Source organism: Tamilnaduibacter salinus (genome assembly GCF_003096655.1).
Lineage (GTDB): Bacteria > Pseudomonadota > Gammaproteobacteria > Pseudomonadales > Oleiphilaceae > Tamilnaduibacter > Tamilnaduibacter salinus.
Genome location: NZ_QEKQ01000001.1, coordinates 517,197 through 535,880, shown reverse-complemented (window position 1 = coordinate 535,880; position 18,684 = coordinate 517,197). Strand labels below are relative to the sequence as shown.

Sequence of the window (18,684 nt, the reverse complement as noted above, 5' to 3'; positions counted from 1 at the left end):
GCTGGCGAGGGCGTCGGCCTGTCACCGTCAGTCATCGCGGGGCGATCCGTTGAGCAGCGCATCAGCGCGCTGTCGATCCTCTTCCGACAGGACCGAGGATTCCGGGGAACGCCGACTCGATCGAATCAGCAGCACGCCGATCACAATCAGGCCGACGCCAACGGCAATGAGAGGTGTCAGCCAGAGCAGCCACGTTCGGGGCTCCACCTGCGGGCGGTAGCGAACGAACTCACCGAAGCGGGAAACCATCGCTTCCATGATCGCGTCGTTTGAGCGACCCTCGACCACCATGCGGTGAACCTGCTCGCGCATATCACTGGCAATGGGCGCGTTCGAGTCGGCGATCGCCTGGTTCTGGCACTTGGGACAGCGCAGCTCGCTGGTCAACGTCCGGAACCGCTCCCGGTCCGCCTCGGATTCGAACTGGTATGTCGCGCTGGTCGCCGCGGCGTTCAGGGTCACCAATAACAGCGCCAATAGGCAGAATGCCCGCATCACCCCTCCTGCCGGTATTGCTCAAACACCGGCGCCAGAGTCTCGCGCCAGACCTGTTCGTTCACCACACCCACATGGCGATACCGGACGATACCCTCGGCATCAATGATGTACGTCTCCGGCGCGCCGTAGACGCCAAGATCAAATCCAAATGCGCCCTGCGGGTCAAACAGCGTCACCGAGTACGGATCGCCACGCTCTTCCAGCCATTTCAGTGCCGCATCCCGGTTGTCCTTGTAGTTCAGTCCAACGATCGGAATGCCCTTTTCGTCGGCCAAACGCATCAACTCTGGATGTTCGACCCGACAGGAGGGACACCAGGTGCCCCAGACGTTGAGCAACTGTGTCTGGCCACGAAACACGTCCGGCGTGCGGGCACCGTCCGGGTCCGACAGGGTCGCCAGTTCAAAGGCGGGCACGGGCTCGCCGATCAATGCCGAATCAAGGCTGCTCGTGTCACGACCAATTCCAGAGGCCAGCACCACCCCCAGAGCGACAGCCAGCGCCAGCGGGATGAACAGATACAGGCGTCGCATCAGCCCGGACCTCCTTCGGCCGCCGGCTCGCCAACGCCAGAGGCGTTCTGACGATCAGTCTCTTTGCGCTCACGACGTCGCAACCGGTACCGCTTGTCGCTGATGGCCAGCCCACCACCGAACGCCATGAAAATCGCCCCCAGCCAGAGCCAGCGCACCAGCGGCTTGTGCTGGATCCGAACGGCCCAGGCGCTGGCACCGTTGACAGGCTCACCCAGCGCAACGAACAGATCCCGGAACAGTCCGGCGTCGATGCCCGCTTCCGTCATGACACTACGCTGAACGTTATAAATTCGCTTCTCGGGATACAGCGTCGTGACCAGGCGTCCCTCCTCACGCACCTCAAAGACGCCCTGTTGGGCGGTGTAGTTCGGCCCTTCCCGGTCTCCGATTGACTCAAACCGGAACGTGAGATCGCCGATCCGCGCCTGGTCGCCCGGTGTCATACGGACATCGCGCTCGACGCCGTAATTGCTGACCACCGTCGCGCCGGCCATGACGACCGCCATCCCCAGATGGCCAAACACCATGCCGTAGTAGCTGCGGGTCAACCGGCGCAGGCCGTGCATGCGACCATGCCGGGAGGCCGATTTGCCCCAGATATCCCGGACGGTCGCCACCAGTACCCACGACGCGGCAAAGCAGCCCACGAAGGCCCAGGGCTCAAACCCACCCAGCCAGAGCGGCACGATAACGGCGATCAACAGGCTCACGGCGGCAGGCCATAGCAACTGTCGTCCGAGCCAGCCGCCATCGGTCCGCTTCCAGCGCGAAAAGACGCCCGCTCCCAGCATCAACGCCACCGCCACAGCCAGCGGGCTGAACGTCAGGTTGAAGTACGGTTCGCCCACCGACAACGTGCCACCGCCAAGATAGTCCAGAACCAGCGGATACAGTGTACCCACCAGAACCACAAGCATCGCGGCCATCAGCAAGACGTTGTTCATCAGCAGGAAAACTTCCCGCGACAGCGCACCATAGCGGACGCGAGTGTGGACGGCCGGCGCCCGGAATCCATACAGGGTCAGTGAGGCAACGATCGTAATGCCCAGTAGCGCCAGGATGAACTGGCCCCGGGTCGGATCCGAGGCGAAGGCATGCACCGACGTCAGTACCCCGGAACGGACCAGGAAGGTTCCGAGAAGGCTCAGAGAGAACGTCAGGATGGCGAGAAGAACCGTCCAGCTCTTGAAGACGCCACGCTTTTCGGTCACCGCCAGCGAATGCATGAGCGCGGTGCCGGCCAGCCAGGGCAGGAACGAAGCATTCTCGACCGGATCCCAAAACCACCAGCCACCCCAGCCGAGCTCGTAGTAGGCCCACCAGCTTCCCAACGCAATCCCGAGTGAGAGAAAACACCAAGCCACCGTCGTCCAGGGCCGGGTCCAGCGAGCCCAGGCCGAGTCCAGTCGGCCCCGCATCAAGGCGGCAATGGCAAACGCAAACGCCACCGAGAACCCCACATACCCCATGTACAGCATCGGCGGATGGATGATCAGCCCAACGTCCTGAAGCAAAGGATTCAGGTCCGTTCCGTCCGCCGGCACATTCGGCAGCAGTCGCTCAAAAGGGTTCGACGTGAGCAGGATGAACAGCAGGAACCCGACATTCACCATCCCCATGACCGACAGCACCTGGGCCAGCAGGTCCGCTGGCAGCCGCCGGCTGAATATCGCCACCGCCAGCGTCCAGCCCGAAAGAACCAGAATCCAGAGCAGAAGCGACCCCTCGTGACCGCCCCAGACCGCACTGAACTTGTAATACCAGGGCAAGAGGCTGTTGCTGTTATTGGCGACGTACGCCACCGAGAAGTCATCAAGCAGAAACGCTCGGGTCAGTGCCATGAACGCAATGGCGATGAACACAAACTGCCCCGTCGCCAGTGGGCGCGCAAACCCCTGCAGCGCCGAGCGGCCCGTCAGGGCTCCGGCGAGCGGCACACTCGAGAGCAGCACCGCCAAAGCCAGGGCAAGAATCAGCGCGAAATGTCCAAACTCAGGAACCATTGGATACTCCAGACGACGCTCCGGAGCGCCTACATGGACGCGTCACCGGACTTCGATTGCTTGAGGGAATCGGCCACCTCCGGTGGCATGTACTCTTCATCGTGCTTGGCCAGCACCTGGTCCGCCACCAGAACGCCGTCTTCGTTGACACGGCCCATGGCCACCACGCCCTGCCCCTCGGCAAACAGGTCCGGCAAAATGCCGGTGTAGCGGACCGTGACGGACTGATCGAAATCGGTCACGCGAAACGCCACGTCCAGGCTGTCCGGGTCCCGTTCAACACTGCCCTCTTCCACCATGCCGCCGGCACGGATGCGCACATCCACAGGGGCTTCGCCCGCTGCAATCTGGCTGGGGTCATAAAACAGATTGATGTTCTGGCGGAACGCATAAGTCACCAGGGCAACGGCGACACCGAGGCCGGCAACCAGGACCAGAATGATCGTCAGGCGACGCTTACGCTGAGGGTGCATCAGTTCGAAAACTCCTGTCGGCCTGCGGCCTTCTGCTGCTGAACACGGGCAACCCGCTGATGCCAGCGCGCCTGCTCAATCACCAACCGACGCTGCCACACGGACCAGATCACCAGCGCGGACAGGACAAGCAGGAACGCTCCGTAACTCGTCCAGACGTAGGGCCCATGCCCTCCCATCGCCAGCAATGCGTTTATGGATTCAAAGGCCATACGTCGGCTACCTCGTTACCGGTTCGATCCACTCGCGGACCCAGCGGGTCCGACGCTCGCGCAGAAGGATGGCCGTCTGCATCCGCAGGCAGGCCAGCCATCCAAACAACAGATAGAGGCCCAGCACGGACAGCAGCAGGGGCATCCACATCTCCGCCGGCATCGTCGGCTTTTCCGTCAGCTTGAACGTGGCCGGCTGGTGAAGCGTGTTCCACCACTCCACCGAATACTTGATGATGGGGATATTGATGACCCCCACCACGACCAGGATGGCCACCGCGCGGGCCGCCAGTTTCTCATCCTCGATGGCCTTGGCCAGTGCGACCGCGCCGGCGTACAGGAACAACAGCACGAGCATCGAGGTCAGCCGGGCATCCCAGACCCACCAAGTGCCCCATGTTGGCTTGCCCCAGACCGCGCCAGTGAACAGCGCCAGGAACGTCAGCGCCAGGCCAACGGGCGCCACCGACCGGACGAAGACATCGGCCAGCTTCATACGCCAGACGAGCGTCACCACGCCAGCCACCGCCATCATGATGTACACCGACTGAGCCAGCATGGCCGTCGGGACATGAATGAAAATGATCCGGTAGGAGTCCCCCTGCCGGAAATCCGCAGGCGCGAACAACAGCCCCCAGACCAGGCCCGCCAGAAGCAGGCACAGACCCGCAGCCAGCAACCAGGGCATCAGACGACTGGCGATGCCGAAAAACCACTTCGGCGATCCCAGCTTGTGAAACACACGCCACATCCTCAAAGGCTCCCGATTACCCGTTCGAGACGCTGATTCTCAGCGCCCCTGCCACGGCCAGGGGAGCCAGCAATACCGCCAGCACCAGCATGGCCCCCAGAAGCGCGAAATGACCACTGACCGGCAGCCCCTCAGAGAGGCTCATGACGGTACCGGTCCCGAAAATCAGGACCGGAATGTACAGTGGAATCACAAGCAGGGACAAGAGAACCCCCGCTGAACGCAACCCCAGCGTCAACGCCGCGCCAATCGCACCGATGAAACTGAGAACGGGCGTACCCAGCAGCAGCGTTAGACAGAGTGCCCAGAGAGAGTTCCCCTCCAGTTGCAGCATCAGGCCCAGAAGGGGGCTTATCAGCACCAGCGGTAGCCCCGTCAGCATCCAGTGCGCCGACACCTTTGCCAATACGAGTAGATACAGTGGCTGGGGTTGCAGCAGCATCTGGTCAAGTACGCCCTGATCGTGGTCATGCCGGAACAGGTGATCCAGCGACAGCAGCGTGGACAACAAGGCGGCTACCCAGAGGATGCCGGGACCGGCCTGTCTCAGAAAGCCGGACTCCGGACTCACGCCCAGTGGGAACAGCGCCACGACCATGACGAAAAACACCACCGGGTTGAGCAGGTCCTGACGCTGTCGCAGACCCGCCCGCACGTCTCGCGCGAAGATCGCGACCATCGCGCGCCCCAGTGGCAGCGGCGTGTCGGCGGCGATGAAACGGGGCCTGGGAGCCATCGCGGTCATGATGCCAGCTCCTGTTCGGCGCCCGTCAGGGTCAGCGTTGTCACATCGGCCAGGGCCAGTGGATGGTGAGTCGTGAGAATAATCGCCCCGCCCGCACGGGCGCGCGCCGCCAGTAACGATTCCAGAGCCGCCACCCCGTCACGATCGATGGCCGTAAAGGCCTCATCGAGAATCCACAGGGCATGATCGGACAGGTACAGCCGCGCCAGTGCAACGCGCCGCTGCTGCCCGGCCGACAGCCGATCGCAGAGGGTATGGGCAAACGGCAGCAACCCGACTTCATCCAGCGCCCATTCCAGTCGCTCGTCTCCCACATTGGCGCCGCTGACAAGGCTCCGAAGGTTCTCCATCGGCGTCAGCCGTGGTTTGATCCCGGGACGGTGCCCAAGGTAAAGCAGGTTGCGCAGAAAATGATCGCGAACACGCCGAACGGGCTCACCACACCATCGGACATCGCCGTCATAGAAATCGTGCAGCCCGGACAGGATGCGCAACAGGGTGGTTTTCCCGGCCCCATTGGGCCCTTCCACCCGCAGCAGCGTGCCCGGCGCCACGGACAGGGACAGGTCGGCAAACAGCAAGCGGTCGCCCCGTTCGCAGGCAAGCCCACTGACCTGTAACAGCGGATGTGACATGATAACCCCTGAGATGGCGCGGCATTGAGTCGCCACCGGCACGCAGCCTGTCTGACAATGAATTCGGCGGGCGAATTATACCGGATCTTTTCCGCAATGACTCCCGGGAGCAGCGGATCAGCGATGAAATCAGTGAATACAGGTCATGTGCCAACGGCCAACACCCCGTCAACGACGCCGGCGCGGGGAGCCTCCCCAGGCGCGTCGACAGCGGGCGAGACCAGCGCAACGGCGGCACGCCTGCTGGACCAGCTGCGACTGAGTCAGGGCCAATCCACCATCGCCCGGGTCGTTCAGGTTCTGGAGCAGTCCGGTGCTCGCCCGGCCCAGACGCTGCTGGCTCTGCGTGGCCAGACCCTGCCGGTGAACAGCGACACGAGCCTGCAGCCGGGCCAATGGGTGCGCGTGGCCCGTGCTGGCAACGAGCTGCGCCTGACCGAACAGCTCGCCCCGACCCAGACGCGCGAGGCGCGCATTGCCCGACAGCTCGCCCAACACCTCCCCTGGCAGCATCGACTGGATACCGGGATGAGCGCTCTGCGTCAGGCGCTTCAAACGACCGCTCAACCGGCCACTATGCCCCAGGGGCTCAGTGACGGCGCCCGGCAGAGTATTGAGCAATTGTTCCAGCAACTGCCGCGAAGCACTCAACTGGATTCCAACCAGCGTTCGACGACCGACGCAATCGACCGGGTGCGGAGCTGGATCCGCGATAGCGGCCTGTTCACTGAAAGCCATCTCGCGCGGGGCGCAAAAGACCCTGCAGGCGCGCCGGACCTGAAACTGGCCCTCAGCCGTGTCATTACGTCTCTATTGCAGTCCCGCGGCGAACCGACCCAGGCATTTAACCGGTATACCCCCCTGACCAGCCCGGACCTCATGAAAGCGCCGCTTCAGTTCCCGCCGCCGCTGACGACCGGAACCGACACCAATACCGCCCAACCCGGACGTGACAACGCGTCGACCGCGCAGATGCTCCGGATGCTGTCGGGCATGCTCAACCGGATCAACGTCAATCAGCTTCACAGTCAGACCCTGGGAGCCGCCCCGGCGGCGGCCGATGCACCTGGCACGCCGGGTACGCCCACGCTGCTTATGGAGCTGCCATGGGTCGATGCGTCCGAGCAGACCCGGTTCGCACAGATGCGGCTTGAGAAACACGGCAAGGAAGACGAGGGCGCGTCAGACGGCGAGCACCGACAGGTGGCGCAATGGCGGCTGACCCTCTCGGTGGACCTGGCCGAGGCGGGCACAGTGACGTTTGAGCTGGCGCTTCAGCAACAGCAACTGTCCGGTCGGATCTGGGCGGACCGGACGAAGACCCTGCACGATGCCCGGGAGACGCTTCCGGATCTCACCCGGCGCCTGGCCGATCTTGGATTGGAAGTGACGGAACTGGAATGTCGCCGGGGGCAGCCTGCCGGCGTCCGGACCCAGCTCGAGCAACGATTGGTGGATACACGCGCATGACCGATGACCCCCACTATCAGGACGCGGCCGTTGCACTGACGTATGACGGCGAGCGGGCACCGACGGTGGCCGCAACCGGGACCGACGATATCGCCCGGGAGATCATCCGGATTGCTGAGGAAAACGGGGTTCCATTGTACGAGAACCCCGAACTGGCAGGGATTCTGGCGCGACTGGATCTGGATGAGGAGATCCCGGAAATGCTGTACCGGGTGATCGCCGAGATTCTGTCGTTCGCCTTCTACCTGCAGGGCAAAACCCCGCACGATGCCGGCCGGGGAAACCCGGACGATTAAGCGGCCTGGCGACGCTTCAATGCGGCGACAAGTTCGGCCTCGGGCCGGGAAATGCCGCAGGTGTTCATGAGGTCGTCGACGTCCGCGCCCAGATCGACAAGCCGCGAGGCCTCATCGTAGGAAACCCGCAGGGGATCATTCTGGCGCATTTCCTCAACGGTGGTGTGCAACTCGTGCAGCTCACGCTCGCATCGAACCACCCGGTTGCCCACGCCAAGACTGCCACTGCTGGTGGCATGCAGCTCTCGCCCGAGTGTCTCCAGACGATCCCGAAAACGGGCTTCCATGGCGTTGAGGCGGCGCCGAGTGACAATGGCATGTCCGCACAGCAAGGCAAGCGTTGTCATCGTCAGCGCCCAGGGGGCAAGCATCATCCAGTCTGTCATCAGTCAGTCCTCCGGCCAGCCGCCCTTGAGGGCTCGATCACGCGGTCACAGTGACGCGATCTCGGCCCACTCGTGATCAGCCAGCATCTTGTCAAAATCCACGAGTATGATCAGTTCGCCGTTCTTGTTACACACGCCCTGGATGAACTTGGCACTTTCCTCGTTCCCTACGTTGGGAGCGGTTTCAATCTCGCTGGCCTTCAGGTAGACCACCTCGGCCACCGAGTCGACCAGAATGCCCATCACCTGCTGGGACGACTCCATCACCACAATGCGCGTCGCATCGGTGATCTCCGCGTCCGGCAGCCCAAAACGGCGACGGGTATCGATCACTGTCACGACATTGCCGCGCAGGTTGATGATACCCAGCACATAATCGGGCGCGCCCGGCACCGGCGCGATCTCGTTGTAACGCAGAACCTCCTGGATCTGCATGACATCAATGCCGTAGGTCTCATCTTCCAGCCTGAACGTGACGTACTGCAGCACCTGATCGTCATCGCTCTGGGCCTGGTGTGCGCTTGGGGATGCCATATTGCTCTCTCCTCCGGCGGCGCCTGTCAGGACACCGTCCTCTGTCAAAAAATCAACGACCGTGCCCCCTACTATAGAACAGAGCACATTGCGTGCCAGCGGATCAGCCGATTTCGAGTCGGTGGTCCCGCTCAGCCTGCGCCAGCAATCGGGCCATGGTGCGGACGTCCAGCAGCGCGCACATGTGACGCACCACGGTCCCCGCAAGCCAGGGACGACGACTGCGACCGGAGCGCCATTTTACGTCATCCGGGTCGAGACGGAAGGACTGCGCCACCTCGTCACACGCCAGCCCCCACTCACTGTCATCCAGCCGGATGACAAACTGATACCCGTCACGGGCTCCCTTGGGAACCCGACCGCTCATGACCCATTCCGCCGTGTCGGCAACGCGCAGGTTCATTCCGCCCGACGGCAGCAGCCCCATGAACCAGTCCGGTCGTCCCGGCGGCTTGCGCAGTTCGCTATCCATGCGATGCACCGCCCCCAGCAGAACCAGCGGCACGGCGAGCTGGAGCCCCGCAACCCGAAAGATCAGACATTCGAATGGGTCAGCAGCCCAATCGGGACGGTCCGTCCAGTCCTCCGGCCCGCGGTCGGTAGCAGGCTGCGGTTCACTGGCGCTTTCGACAGGCGTTGAAACAACAGGCTCGGAGACAACTGCGGGTGGCTCTGACCGGGTCAGAGGGGCGACCGCGGGCTCGGACTCGCTGGCACCGCTTTCCGCCAGCCGTCGACGACGCTCGCTCTCGGCAAACTGTCGCAATCTCTCGCGGCGCGCCTCACGGAGCGCCGCACGCTGATCAGGCTCAGGATCAGGCTCAGGATCAGGATCAGGAGGCGATGGTGCCACGTCGGGCGCCGGGTCGGCCTGCCGCTCGGTTGCGGTATGCAGCAGGTCGTCCAGGTAGTCCGTCAGAGCCAACGTCGGATCGGCATAGATGGTTTTGGAGTCACGCTGTGTCATGGGCACAAAACACCGTCATGATTCTGACGCTCGCTGGCGGACCGTCAAACGGTCATCGCCAGCAGGTCGTCAAGCAACCGGCCATACGCCCGCGTTCCCTGGGACTCCGGCGAATAAGTGGATGGCACCTGGCCGGCCTGCGACGCATCCCGGAAACGGGTATCAATCGGTACCGCAAACCGCCAGAGTTCATCCGGATACGCTTTTCGTAGCGCATTCAGGCTCTGTACGGACGCCTGTGTCCGCCGATCGTACAGCGTTGGTACGATCGTGAACGGCAGCGGGTTTGAACGTGACCGCATGATCATCCTCAGAGTGTTCAGCATCCGCTCCAGTCCCTTCATCGCCAGGAATTCCGTCTGAACCGGCACAATCAGCCTTTGCGAAGCGGCCAGCGCGTTGACCATCAGCACGCCCAGCGAGGGTGTGTTGTCCAGCAGAACGAAATCAAAGTCATCCCAGAGCTGGGTCAGTGCCCGGGACAGGATCAACCCCATCCCCTCCACGCCCACCATTTTACGCTCAAGCGTCGCCAGTGCAGAGCTGGCCGGCAAAAGCGAGAGTCCCTCACAGCTGGTATCGGTCACAAGCTGGGCCGGCAGTCCTTCGGGAACGGAGCCGTTGTCCTGAAACAGATCAAACAGACTGTGAGAAAGCCGATCCGGATCGTAACCGAACCAGCTCGTCAGAGAACCATGCGGGTCCAGATCCACCACAAGCACCCGCTTGCCGCGAGCGGCCAGAAGGCCACCCAGGGCCACGACGGTTGTGGTTTTCCCCACGCCCCCTTTCTGATTGGCAACGGACCAGATTCGCACGCTGTTTCGTCTCCCTCGGCAACCAATTACCGGCAGATTCTTGCCAGGATTTCAGACCTGTGCGCAAAAGATACAGAAACCATGCCAAGTTCAGGGAATTAGTCAGCACTTCCCTAGGAGTCTGCGCGGTAGAAAGTCGCACCGCTGCGACCGCCCCACTGCGGTCCCTTTTGAGCGCTCATTTTCGTTACATAGAACCACTATGCGCCTCAAATGACCGTCAAAATGGCCTCGCAGTGGGACGATCTCGCCTGGCACGATTTCTACCGCGCAGACTCCTAGCGGCCAGCGGCGCGGACGCTCGACCCACGGGATATCAGGATCACCACCCGGCGGTTCCGGCTCCGGCCTTCCGGGGTGTCGTTGCGAGCCACCGGTTGGTGGGCGCCGTAGCCCACAGCCGCCATCCGCTGAGGGTCTACCCCATTCTGCGCCAACAACCGGACGATGGCAGCCGCCCGTGCCGCTGACAATTCCCAGTTGGTGGGATAGGAAGCGGTCTGGATCGGACGGTTGTCGGTGAACCCCTCGACCCGGACAGCATTGTTGTACCCATCGACAATACCGGCAATTTTTTCGGCGACCGGAAACGCATCGTAGTGCGGCTCTGCGGTCCCGGATCCAAACAAGAGGCTATTTCGGAGGCTCAGCTCAATCCACTGCTCGTTGGTTTCCACACTGACGACGCCCTGGCGGATAAGGCTCTGAAATTCTGCCTGCAAATGCCCCGCCATGGATTTGAGCGACTGACTCGCATCAGAACCACTTCCTTCGCCCTGAGCGGCTTCGGGCGCCTGATTGACCGGTGGCTGGATGACCTGCTCACTGGCCGGTGGCCGGACGGCCGGAGAATCGCCAACGGGGACCGGCCTGACGGAACGCTGCGGCGCGTTGAAAACGCCGGTCAATGTTTCCGAAAGCACCTTGTATTTGCCCTGATTCACAGACGAGACGGAATACATCACCACGAAAAAGCCAAACAGCAGGGTGATAAAATCAGCATAGGAAATCAGCCAGCGCTCCCGGTTGAGCGGGCTATCGGGCTGTTGGCGCCGTCGCCGCATGGTGCCCTCCCCTTATTGGAAGCCCCTCAGGCGCATCTCGATGGACCGGGGGTTCTCGCCTTCGGCAATCGCAATCAGCCCCTCAATCATCATGTCCTGATACCGCGTTCGGCGGGCCACGATGGACCGGAGCTTGCTCGCTACGGGGAAAAACAGCAGGTTGGCAAGCGCCACGCCGTAGATGGTGGCCACAAACGCGGTCGCAATACCGGCGCCCAGAGTACTGGGGTCCTCCAGGTTGGTCATCACCTGGATCAGGCCCATCACGGCACCGATGATGCCGATCGTCGGTGAGTAGCCGCCCATGGCCTCATACACGCTTGCCGCCTCCAGATCTCGCTGCTCCCGCGATTCCAACTCCACTTCCATGATGCTGCGGATCGTCTCGGTCTCGGCGCCGTCCACCAGCAGCTGAAGTCCTTTGCGGGCGAATCGCTCCGGTTCACGCTCAGCCAGATGCTCCAGTCCCAGCAGGCCCTGCTTGCGGGCCTTAACACTCCACCCAATGACCTTGTCAATGCCATCATCGAGCCCGATGAAAGGCGGGACAAACACCCAGCGCGACAGTCGACAGGCCCGGACAATCACCGGCCATGACGTCTGGAGTAACGTCGCGGCCAGCGTACCGCCAATCACGATCAATCCGGCCGGGGCATTGAACAGCGAACCAAGAGCACCGCCCTCCAGAACATTGCCGCCCAGAATGGCCGCAAAGGCCAGTATGATGCCCAGCAGACTGAGAAGGTCCATCAACGGACTCCTTCGATCAGCCGTGGCCCGATGTCATCCAGCGAGAGCACTTCGTCCGTCAGGTCCGCATTTGCCACGGCCATCGGCATACCGTAGATCACGGACGAGGCCTCGTCCTGGGACCATACGACACTGCCTGACTGCTTCATCAACCGGCAACCATCCTTTCCATCCGCCCCCATGCCGGTCAGAATCAGCCCCAGAGTCTTGCCAGGAAAGCTTTTTGCCAACGATCCGAACGTGACGTCCACGCAAGGGCGGTAGTTGACGCGTCCGTCTCCAGGCAGAATCTTGACCCGACCATACTGCCCCCGGTTCTCCACCAACATCTGCTTGCCGCCAGGGGCCAGCAATGCCAGCCCGGGTTTCAGCTCATCGCCATCCTCCGCCTGTCGGACCTCGATCTTGCACAGCTTATTGAGGCGCTCGGCGAAGGCGGGCGTGAAACTCGCCGGCATGTGCTGGACCAGCACCAACGGTGCCGGGAAACGCGCGGGCAGGGCACTGAGGACTCGCTGAAGCGCGATCGGACCACCGGTGGAAGTGCCAATTCCCACCACACTGTACTGACGGGCGGGTGTCTTACGACCCACCGGCTGGCGAGGCGCTTGGGGCCGACTTGGCGCGGGCCGCGCCGCGGGCTTCGCAGGCTGGCGAGCGGCTGGTCGCTGAGGCTGGCGACGCGCAGGCGCCGGTTCGCTGTCGGTCTTCCCGACCGGCTTGGAAGCCGGCGACGGGGACGACGGTGGCGGTTGGGTGCCGGGGCGACTGCCCGCCACATCAAGGATGCGCTCTTTGAGAATTCGCTGCAATTCACTGCTGCTACGCGCAATTTCCTCGAAATTCTTGGGGAGGAAATCGACAGCGCCTGCTTCCAGCGCATCCAGCGTCACGCGCGCTCCTTCATAGGTGAGCGAGGAAAACATCAGCACCGGCCGGGGCGATCGGCGCATGATTTCACGCACCGCGGAGATGCCATCCATGACCGGCATCTCATAGTCCATCGTCACCACGTCCGGATTGAATCGCTCAACCAGTTCGATCGCTTCCCGTCCGTTGTTGGCCGCGCCGACGACCTTTATTTTTCCAGAGGCGTTCAGGATTTCGGTCAGTCGCTTGCGGAAAAAACCCGAGTCGTCGACGACCAGGACGGAAACCGTCATTCATGCTCCCCTATCTGAATGGTTGCGGTGCGCCATGGCGAACCATCGCCAGCCGCTTCCCTCATCCGTAATATTGCAACAAGCTGGGTACATCGAGGATCAGGGCGATTCGACCATCACCGGTGATGGTGGCCCCGGCCATGCCGGGCGTGCCATGCAGCATCCGGCCCAGTGGTTTGATGACCACCTCTTCCTGACCAATCAACTGGTCCACAACAAATCCGACCCGCTTGGTCCCCATGGCGACGATGACCACATGGGCCGATTCCGGTTCGGTATCGGTCTGGGCCCCCGGAACCAGCCACTGCTTGATGTGGAACAGTGGAAACACCTTGTCCCGGACAACGATGCACTCGCGACCGTCAACAATATTCTTCTTGGTCAGGTCCAGGTGGAAAATCTCCACAACGTTCACCAGCGGCAATGCGAACGACTGCTGATCCAGCATGATCATGAGCGTTGGCATAATGGCCAGCGTGAGCGGCACCTTGATGACGATCCGGGAGCCCTTGCCCAGTTCGGACTCCACGTTAATGGTGCCATTGAGCTGACCAATCTTGGTCTTGACCACATCCATACCGACGCCGCGGCCAGACACATCCGAAATCTGCTCCTTGGTCGAGAAGCCTGGCGCAAAGATCAGGTTGTAGCACTCGGATTCCGTCAGCCGATCCGCCGCATCCTGATCGTAGACCCCTTTCTCGACGGCACGCTGACGCAACTTTTCCGGGTCCATGCCGCCGCCGTCGTCCTCGATCATCAGGACAATATGGTCCCCTTCCTGCTCGGCGGAGAGCGTTACGCGCCCCGTGCGCGGCTTGCCGGCTTTCTCGCGCTCATCCGGTGGTTCCACGCCGTGGTCGACCGAATTACGCACCAGGTGGACCAGCGGGTCCGACAATGCCTCGACGAGGTTCTTGTCGAGATCCGTGTCCTCGCCGTGCATGACGAGGTTGATCTCTTTCTTGAGGTTTCTCGCCAGGTCTCGGACGACGCGGGGAAAGCGCCCGAACACCTTCTTGATCGGCTGCATGCGGGTCTGCATAACAGCGGACTGAAGATCAGAGGTGACCACATCGAGGTTCGACACGGCTTTGTGCATCTCGCCGTTCTCGATTTCACCCCCCAGGCGCTGCAAACGATTACGAACAAGGACCAACTCACCGACCATATTCATGATGTCGTCCAGGCGCCGGGTATCGACGCGGACCGTGGTTTCGGTGGGCGGCGCGGGATCTTTCTGTCCGCCACCATTGCCCTTGGCACCACCACCGTCCTTACCCCCCTGGCCACCGCCGGCGGCGGGCTTCGGTGCCTCCTCCGGGGTTTTTTCTGGTTTGGGCGACGGTTTGGACGCCGCGGCCGGTTCCTCTTTCGGGGGGGCCTTGTCTTTCGGGGCGGGCTTATTACTCGGTTCGTCGCCTTCAACCGAAGGCCCCTTGCCCTTGCCGTGCAGATCGTCCAGCAGCGACTCAAATTCGTCGTCGGTAATCAGATCGTCGCCGGAACCGGAGTCGTCTTTCGGTTGATCGCTTTTGTGATCCGGTGCGCCAGGGTCGTCCTCCGGCTTCCCCTGAAACTGGCCCTTGCCGTGGAGGTCGTCCAGCAGGGCCTCGAATTCATCCTCACTGATTTCATCGTCGCCGCCGGCCTCCGCTCCGGACTTGCCGGGAGCGCTTTCCGCGCCAGCGCCAGCCCCATTCTCCTTCGGCTGGTCGTCTCCAACGGCATCCAGAAGCTGCTCGAACTCGTCATCCGTAATATCCCCCTCGGTCGGCTCGGCACCGCTGGCCGTTGACTCTTCTTCCCCGCCCGAGGCCTTCGGCGTGTCGTCCGGCTCACCGGACGCCACCTCGCCCTCCGGCTCCGCCAGTTTGTCCAGTGCCTCGATCAGGCGTGGTTCTGCCGGGGTAGGCTCTTCCCGGTTGCGGACTTCCTCAAACATGCTGTTGACGTTGTCCAGCGCTTCAAGCACCACGTCCATCAGGTCCGAGTCGACCCCCCGCTTGTGATTGCGCAGGGTATCGAACACGTTCTCAGCCGAATGACAGCAGGTCACCAACGGTTCAAGCTGAAGAAACCCAGCACCACCCTTGACGGTATGGAATCCCCGGAAGATGGCGTTGAGCAGATCATCGTCATCGGGACGATTCTCCAGCTCGACAAGCTCTTCGGAGAGGGTTTCGAGTATTTCACCCGCCTCGACCAGGAAGTCCTGCAGGATTTCTTCGTCAGCGTCTAATGCCATGGAGCACCCTTAACAACGTTAAAACCCAAGGCTGGACAGCAGATCGTCCACATCGTCCTGCCCGGATACGACGTCTTCGCGTTCTTCCGCGTTGAGCTGGGGTCCCTCCCCTTTGCCGGAAGCCTTCTTGTCCGGAGTTTTCTCGCTATCGTCCAGTTGGTGATCCGTGCCGGTCATCTGATCGACATGACTGGCCATCACCACCAGGTGCAGCAGGTGTTCCTCCACCTCCTTCACCAGCGTAGTCACTTTCTGGATAACCTGCCCGGTAAGGTCCTGAAAGTCCTGAGCGAGCAGAATCTCAGACAGGCTTCCATAGATCGTTTCGCTCTCGGTGGAGACTGACGCAAAGAAGTGCTCCACCCGGCGTGACAGTTCTCGGAACTCATCGGCACTCATCTCCCGCCGACGGAAACGCTGCCACTCCGACAACAAGTGCCCGGCTTCCTCCTTGAGCGCGTTGGTCTTGGGCATGGCCTCCTCGACCAGGTCCATCGTCCGGTTCGCCGCGCTGTCCGTCATCTCAACCACATAGGAGAGCCGGTCGGAGGCGTCCGTCATCTTGGAGAGGGCCTCGCGTTGCTCCGCATTCTGGGGGTCGATCTGAAAGTTCCGGATAGCCTCGTGCAGACTCCGGGTCAGCCGGCCTACCTCTCGGTAGAGGCTCTGGTCCCGAACGTCGTTCAGGTCATTGATCGATCGCATGGCCGCCGCATAATCACCGGCATCGACCTGCTGTTTGAGTTCCTCGGCCTGCGACTTGAGCTGCGCCTCGAACTCCGGGTCCAGTTGCCCCTTTTCGTGATTCCCGTTACCCATGCCTGGCTCTCAATCCGTTATGAATCGATTCGCTCGAATATCTTTTCGATCTTTTCCTTCAGGACAGCGGCGGTAAATGGTTTGACAACGTAACCATTCACACCGGCCTGGGCAGCCGCCACGATCTGGTCGCGCTTCGCCTCAGCCGTCACCATCAGAACCGGCAGGGTCTTCAGATTATCGTCCGCCCGAACCTCGTTGAGCAGTTCCAGGCCGGACATACCCGGCATGTTCCAGTCCGTAACCAGAAAATCATAGCCACCGCCCTTGAGCATCGGCAGGGCTGTCTTGCCATCATCGGCTTCGTCAGTGTTCGTGAAGCCGAGATCACGAAGCAGATTCTTGATGATTCGTCGCATCGTGGAGAAATCGTCCACGATGAGAATTTTCATGTTCTTGTCCAATGGGACCTCCAGTATTTACAGCCCGGAATGTATCAGCCCGGCACAGTCGCCGGTCACTGGATCAATTCATGACCTCAATCAGTCTAGCAGGCGATTTCCCGCCATCATGGCGACTCCCGCCGGGCGCCATTCGATCAGTCGCTCTCGGACCGACCACACTGACCGAGTATTGTCGGGACGGGTATGACGATGTAAAGGCTCTGTTACCCATTCACAACAAATCACAGAGCGTTTCCACCGACTGCTCCCGCACGTTCACCAGTCAACCAGACGAGCACGGAGACGCATGGCCGCCTGGCTGTGTATCTGACTGACCCGACTCTCACCGACGCCGATCACGGCGCCAATCTCCCTCAGGTTCAGCTCTTCCTGGTAATAAAGGCTCAGCACCAGCTTCTCCCGTTCGGGAAGCGCCTCGATCTCCGTCGCCAACTGACGCCGGAAGCTGTCGGACGATAATTCCCGGTAGGGATCATCACTGGCCGTTTCCATGTCTATCGGCACGTCACCGGAATCATTGAGTTCATCAAGACTGAAAAGCCGACCACTGTTGGCGTCGGCCAGACAGGCGCTGTACTCCGACGGCGTCATGTCCAGCTCTTCGGCGACCTCACTGTCCTGTGCGGCACGCCCGGTCCGGTCTTCAATGGTCTTGATGGCCTGGGATATACGACGGGCATTGCGGTGGACGGAACGGGGCACCCAGTCACCACGGCGGATTTCATCAACGATGGCCCCGCGAATGCGGATTCCGGCATAGGTTTCGAACGACGCACCCTTACCCGATTCAAACTTGCCGGCGGCCTCAAGCAGACCGATCATGCCGGCCTGAATCAGATCATCCAGCTGAACAGAATCGGGCAATCGCGCCTGAAGGTGCAACGCGATCTTCTTGACCAGCGGCGCATGCTGCTCCACCAGTTGCTGGGGGGACTGCTCACTGGTCTGGTGATAGGCACCGAGCCCCTTGGCCAACGTCATGAATCCGGACTACCTCTGACTGATTCGCGGATAAAGCCTCCAGACAGGCCCCGACGACCGGGGCACGGGAGGTTCAGGCTTCGACAAGGCGCTCGACGAAGAATTCCAGGTGCCCCCGCGGTGACGATGGCAATGGCCACTGATCCACCTGCTCGGCCAGTGAGCGGAAGGCGTTGGACGCCTTCGCCCGCGGGTAGGCATCCAGAACAGCCCGCTGACGCTGGACCGCCTTTCGGACCGCCTCGTCAAAGGGAACGATCCCAACATATTGTAGCGCAACGTCGAGAAATCGCTCAGTCACCCGGGCCAATTTCCCGAACAGGTGACGCCCTTCCTGATCACTGCGGACCTGGTTGGCAAGGATGCGGAACCGGTCAATACCGTAGTCCCGATTCATGAGCTTGATCAACGCATAGGCGTCCGTGATGGAGGTGGGTTCGTCACAGACCACCAGCAGTATCTCCTGAGAGGCTCGCAGGAAGCTGACGACCGATTCGGAAATGCCGGCTGCGGTGTCGACGATCAACACATCGATGTCGTCCCCCAGCTCACTGAAGGCATTGATCAGACCGGCATGCTCCATGGTAGAGAGCTGCGTCATGCGCTGGGTACCGGAGGACGCTGGCACAATGCGAATACCGCCCGGCCCATCGACCAGCACATCACGAAGCTCGCAGTCCCCCGAAAGAACATCCTGAAGATTCCGCTGAGCGGTAATGCCCAGCAGAACGTCAATGTTCGCCAGCCCCAAATCCGCATCCAGGACGACAACGCGACGACCCTTCTCAGACAGGGCCACACCAAGGTTAACGGCGATGTTGCTTTTGCCAACGCCGCCTTTGCCGCCGGAGACGGCAATCACCTGTACCGGACGTGCTTTACTCATGCCGGGTCCTATCTCCCGCGACCGTATTATTTCATCGTGTTTCGT

At 61.7% G+C, this 18,684-nt stretch carries 22 protein-coding genes; 2 read left to right on the top strand and 20 right to left on the bottom strand.

Features of this window, described 5'->3' with window-relative positions:
* Positions 1–27: 27 nt before the first annotated feature.
* Genes C8D92_RS02490 through ccmA form a run of 8 tightly spaced genes read right to left on the bottom strand, consistent with a single transcriptional unit; the run spans position 28 to position 5,853 of the window.
* Positions 28–495 (bottom strand): cytochrome c-type biogenesis protein, encoded by a 468-nt coding sequence (locus C8D92_RS02490; protein WP_095610525.1) that lies wholly within the window; start codon positions 493–495, stop codon positions 28–30.
* Positions 495–1,031 carry a DsbE family thiol:disulfide interchange protein gene (locus tag C8D92_RS02485; protein WP_095610524.1) on the bottom strand — a complete coding sequence of 179 codons (537 nt, stop codon included), beginning with the start codon at positions 1,029–1,031 and terminating at the stop codon, positions 495–497. Before C8D92_RS02485 ends, C8D92_RS02490 begins: the two co-directional genes overlap by 1 nt.
* Positions 1,031–3,037 (bottom strand): heme lyase CcmF/NrfE family subunit, encoded by a 2,007-nt coding sequence (locus tag C8D92_RS02480; RefSeq protein ID WP_116918317.1) that lies wholly within the window; start codon positions 3,035–3,037, stop codon positions 1,031–1,033. The genes C8D92_RS02485 and C8D92_RS02480 overlap by 1 nt, the downstream gene beginning before the upstream one ends.
* A 29-nt stretch (positions 3,038–3,066) precedes the next feature.
* Positions 3,067–3,510, bottom strand: coding sequence for a cytochrome c maturation protein CcmE (ccmE, locus tag C8D92_RS02475; RefSeq protein WP_095610522.1), 444 nt, complete (start codon positions 3,508–3,510; stop codon positions 3,067–3,069).
* The gene (ccmD, locus tag C8D92_RS02470) at positions 3,510–3,722 is read right to left on the bottom strand and encodes a heme exporter protein CcmD (RefSeq protein ID WP_095610521.1); all 213 of its coding nucleotides are present in this window, start codon (positions 3,720–3,722) and stop codon (positions 3,510–3,512) included. Before ccmD ends, ccmE begins: the two co-directional genes overlap by 1 nt.
* A gap of 7 nt (positions 3,723–3,729) precedes the next feature.
* Positions 3,730–4,473, bottom strand: a complete 744-nt coding sequence (locus C8D92_RS02465) for a heme ABC transporter permease (protein ID WP_095610520.1) — start codon at positions 4,471–4,473, stop codon at positions 3,730–3,732.
* A gap of 16 nt (positions 4,474–4,489) precedes the next feature.
* Positions 4,490–5,209 (bottom strand): heme exporter protein CcmB, encoded by a 720-nt coding sequence (ccmB, locus tag C8D92_RS02460; RefSeq protein WP_409456168.1) that lies wholly within the window; start codon positions 5,207–5,209, stop codon positions 4,490–4,492.
* 5 nt (positions 5,210–5,214) lie between these two features.
* Entirely contained in the window at positions 5,215–5,853 is a 639-nt protein-coding gene (gene ccmA / locus C8D92_RS02455; protein WP_116918316.1) for a cytochrome c biogenesis heme-transporting ATPase CcmA, read from the bottom strand.
* Positions 5,854–5,976: 123 nt separating this feature from the next.
* Here ccmA and fliK point away from each other — a divergent pair, with 123 nt between their 5' ends.
* Both fliK and C8D92_RS02445 read left to right on the top strand, forming a co-directional pair.
* Positions 5,977–7,323, top strand: coding sequence for a flagellar hook-length control protein FliK (gene fliK, locus C8D92_RS02450; RefSeq protein WP_165819217.1), 1,347 nt, complete (start codon positions 5,977–5,979; stop codon positions 7,321–7,323).
* Entirely contained in the window at positions 7,320–7,619 is a 300-nt protein-coding gene (locus C8D92_RS02445) for an EscU/YscU/HrcU family type III secretion system export apparatus switch protein (RefSeq protein ID WP_116918314.1), read from the top strand. Before fliK ends, C8D92_RS02445 begins: the two co-directional genes overlap by 4 nt.
* Here the strand turns inward: C8D92_RS02445 and C8D92_RS02440 are convergent.
* The 12 genes from C8D92_RS02440 to C8D92_RS02385 form a co-directional block, all read right to left on the bottom strand.
* The gene (locus C8D92_RS02440; protein ID WP_095610515.1) at positions 7,616–8,005 is read right to left on the bottom strand and encodes a DUF2802 domain-containing protein; all 390 of its coding nucleotides are present in this window, start codon (positions 8,003–8,005) and stop codon (positions 7,616–7,618) included. The genes C8D92_RS02445 and C8D92_RS02440 overlap by 4 nt on opposite strands.
* Before the next feature lie 45 nt (positions 8,006–8,050).
* Entirely contained in the window at positions 8,051–8,539 is a 489-nt protein-coding gene (locus tag C8D92_RS02435; protein WP_095610514.1) for a chemotaxis protein CheW, read from the bottom strand.
* Positions 8,540–8,642: 103 nt separating this feature from the next.
* On the bottom strand, positions 8,643–9,506 hold the full coding sequence (locus C8D92_RS02430) for a chemotaxis protein CheW (RefSeq protein ID WP_116918313.1): 864 nt from the start codon (positions 9,504–9,506) through the stop codon (positions 8,643–8,645).
* Positions 9,507–9,550: 44 nt separating this feature from the next.
* A complete protein-coding gene (locus C8D92_RS02425; protein ID WP_116918312.1) occupies positions 9,551–10,324 on the bottom strand; it encodes a ParA family protein in 774 nt (257 codons plus the stop codon).
* A gap of 278 nt (positions 10,325–10,602) precedes the next feature.
* Positions 10,603–11,388: a flagellar motor protein MotD gene (gene motD, locus C8D92_RS02420; RefSeq protein ID WP_095609587.1), complete on the bottom strand. Its 786-nt coding sequence runs from the start codon at positions 11,386–11,388 to the stop codon at positions 10,603–10,605.
* 12 nt (positions 11,389–11,400) lie between these two features.
* Positions 11,401–12,138, bottom strand: a complete 738-nt coding sequence (locus C8D92_RS02415; protein ID WP_095609588.1) for a flagellar motor protein — start codon at positions 12,136–12,138, stop codon at positions 11,401–11,403.
* A complete protein-coding gene (locus tag C8D92_RS02410; protein ID WP_095609589.1) occupies positions 12,138–13,301 on the bottom strand; it encodes a protein-glutamate methylesterase/protein-glutamine glutaminase in 1,164 nt (387 codons plus the stop codon). Before C8D92_RS02410 ends, C8D92_RS02415 begins: the two co-directional genes overlap by 1 nt.
* Positions 13,302–13,362: 61 nt before the next feature.
* Complete coding sequence (locus C8D92_RS02405; protein ID WP_095609590.1) at positions 13,363–15,549, bottom strand: chemotaxis protein CheA; 2,187 nt, start codon at positions 15,547–15,549, stop codon at positions 13,363–13,365.
* Between the two features lie 18 nt (positions 15,550–15,567).
* Entirely contained in the window at positions 15,568–16,368 is an 801-nt protein-coding gene (locus tag C8D92_RS02400) for a protein phosphatase CheZ (RefSeq protein WP_095609591.1), read from the bottom strand.
* A gap of 17 nt (positions 16,369–16,385) precedes the next feature.
* On the bottom strand, positions 16,386–16,772 hold the full coding sequence (gene cheY / locus C8D92_RS02395; RefSeq protein WP_095609592.1) for a chemotaxis response regulator CheY: 387 nt from the start codon (positions 16,770–16,772) through the stop codon (positions 16,386–16,388).
* 255 nt (positions 16,773–17,027) lie between these two features.
* Positions 17,028–17,753: an RNA polymerase sigma factor FliA gene (locus C8D92_RS02390; RefSeq protein ID WP_116918311.1), complete on the bottom strand. Its 726-nt coding sequence runs from the start codon at positions 17,751–17,753 to the stop codon at positions 17,028–17,030.
* 73 nt (positions 17,754–17,826) lie between these two features.
* Positions 17,827–18,639: a MinD/ParA family protein gene (locus C8D92_RS02385; RefSeq protein ID WP_095609594.1), complete on the bottom strand. Its 813-nt coding sequence runs from the start codon at positions 18,637–18,639 to the stop codon at positions 17,827–17,829.
* Between the last annotated feature and the right edge of the window lie 45 nt (positions 18,640–18,684).

What these genes read in the sequence shown, in the direction of transcription:
- C8D92_RS02485 (WP_095610524.1), bottom strand. Translation starts at nt 1,031, where the DNA reads ATGCGACGCCTGTATCTGTTCATCCCGCTGGCGCTGGCTGTCGCTCTG.
- C8D92_RS02440 (WP_095610515.1), bottom strand. Translation starts at nt 8,005, where the DNA reads ATGACAGACTGGATGATGCTTGCCCCCTGGGCGCTGACGATGACAACG.
- C8D92_RS02435 (WP_095610514.1), bottom strand. Translation starts at nt 8,539, where the DNA reads ATGGCATCCCCAAGCGCACACCAGGCCCAGAGCGATGACGATCAGGTG.
- C8D92_RS02430 (WP_116918313.1), bottom strand. Translation starts at nt 9,506, where the DNA reads ATGACACAGCGTGACTCCAAAACCATCTATGCCGATCCGACGTTGGCT.
- ccmE (WP_095610522.1), bottom strand. Translation starts at nt 3,510, where the DNA reads ATGCACCCTCAGCGTAAGCGTCGCCTGACGATCATTCTGGTCCTGGTT.
- C8D92_RS02410 (WP_095609589.1), bottom strand. Translation starts at nt 13,301, where the DNA reads ATGACGGTTTCCGTCCTGGTCGTCGACGACTCGGGTTTTTTCCGCAAG.
- C8D92_RS02385 (WP_095609594.1), bottom strand. Translation starts at nt 18,639, where the DNA reads ATGAGTAAAGCACGTCCGGTACAGGTGATTGCCGTCTCCGGCGGCAAA.
- C8D92_RS02390 (WP_116918311.1), bottom strand. Translation starts at nt 17,753, where the DNA reads ATGACGTTGGCCAAGGGGCTCGGTGCCTATCACCAGACCAGTGAGCAG.
- motD (WP_095609587.1), bottom strand. Translation starts at nt 11,388, where the DNA reads ATGCGGCGACGGCGCCAACAGCCCGATAGCCCGCTCAACCGGGAGCGC.
- C8D92_RS02405 (WP_095609590.1), bottom strand. Translation starts at nt 15,549, where the DNA reads ATGGCATTAGACGCTGACGAAGAAATCCTGCAGGACTTCCTGGTCGAG.
- C8D92_RS02480 (WP_116918317.1), bottom strand. Translation starts at nt 3,037, where the DNA reads ATGGTTCCTGAGTTTGGACATTTCGCGCTGATTCTTGCCCTGGCTTTG.
- ccmA (WP_116918316.1), bottom strand. Translation starts at nt 5,853, where the DNA reads ATGTCACATCCGCTGTTACAGGTCAGTGGGCTTGCCTGCGAACGGGGC.
- fliK (WP_165819217.1), top strand. Translation starts at nt 5,977, where the DNA reads ATGAAATCAGTGAATACAGGTCATGTGCCAACGGCCAACACCCCGTCA.
- C8D92_RS02415 (WP_095609588.1), bottom strand. Translation starts at nt 12,138, where the DNA reads ATGGACCTTCTCAGTCTGCTGGGCATCATACTGGCCTTTGCGGCCATT.
- ccmD (WP_095610521.1), bottom strand. Translation starts at nt 3,722, where the DNA reads ATGGCCTTTGAATCCATAAACGCATTGCTGGCGATGGGAGGGCATGGG.
- C8D92_RS02465 (WP_095610520.1), bottom strand. Translation starts at nt 4,473, where the DNA reads ATGTGGCGTGTGTTTCACAAGCTGGGATCGCCGAAGTGGTTTTTCGGC.
- C8D92_RS02445 (WP_116918314.1), top strand. Translation starts at nt 7,320, where the DNA reads ATGACCGATGACCCCCACTATCAGGACGCGGCCGTTGCACTGACGTAT.
- C8D92_RS02400 (WP_095609591.1), bottom strand. Translation starts at nt 16,368, where the DNA reads ATGGGTAACGGGAATCACGAAAAGGGGCAACTGGACCCGGAGTTCGAG.
- C8D92_RS02490 (WP_095610525.1), bottom strand. Translation starts at nt 495, where the DNA reads ATGCGGGCATTCTGCCTATTGGCGCTGTTATTGGTGACCCTGAACGCC.
- ccmB (WP_409456168.1), bottom strand. Translation starts at nt 5,209, where the DNA reads ATGGCTCCCAGGCCCCGTTTCATCGCCGCCGACACGCCGCTGCCACTG.